Raw genomic sequence first — 294 nt, forward strand, 5'->3', positions numbered from 1 at the left:
GCTGGAATGTCTGAGAGACGGATCCGGCGGATCTGCGAGGTTTCTGAGAGGAAAGTGCAGAGCGGTTTTGCGGAAAATACATATCGCGGGAGGGATGAAGCGTGTATTACCCGGAAGAAGTGATCGAGGAAGTACGAACAAGAAATGACATCGTGGACATCATGTCCCAGTATGTGAATTTAAAGAAAAAGGGCGCAAACTATTTCGGATTGTGCCCGTTTCATAATGAGAAATCCCCGTCCTTTTCCGTTTCACCGGGAAAGCAGATGTATTACTGCTTCGGATGCGGAGCAG

General features: G+C 48.3%; 1 protein-coding gene. It reads left to right on the forward strand.

Annotated elements, in window-relative coordinates; all coding sequences use genetic code 11:
• Positions 1 to 101: 101 nt before the first annotated feature.
• A partial coding sequence (locus tag PZH32_RS13400) for a CHC2 zinc finger domain-containing protein (RefSeq protein ID WP_275208747.1) occupies positions 102 to 294 on the forward strand: 193 nt, incomplete at its 3' end.

It is taken from the genome of Adlercreutzia equolifaciens (assembly GCF_029076695.1).
GTDB classification, from domain to species: Bacteria; Actinomycetota; Coriobacteriia; order Coriobacteriales; family Eggerthellaceae; genus Adlercreutzia; species Adlercreutzia equolifaciens_A.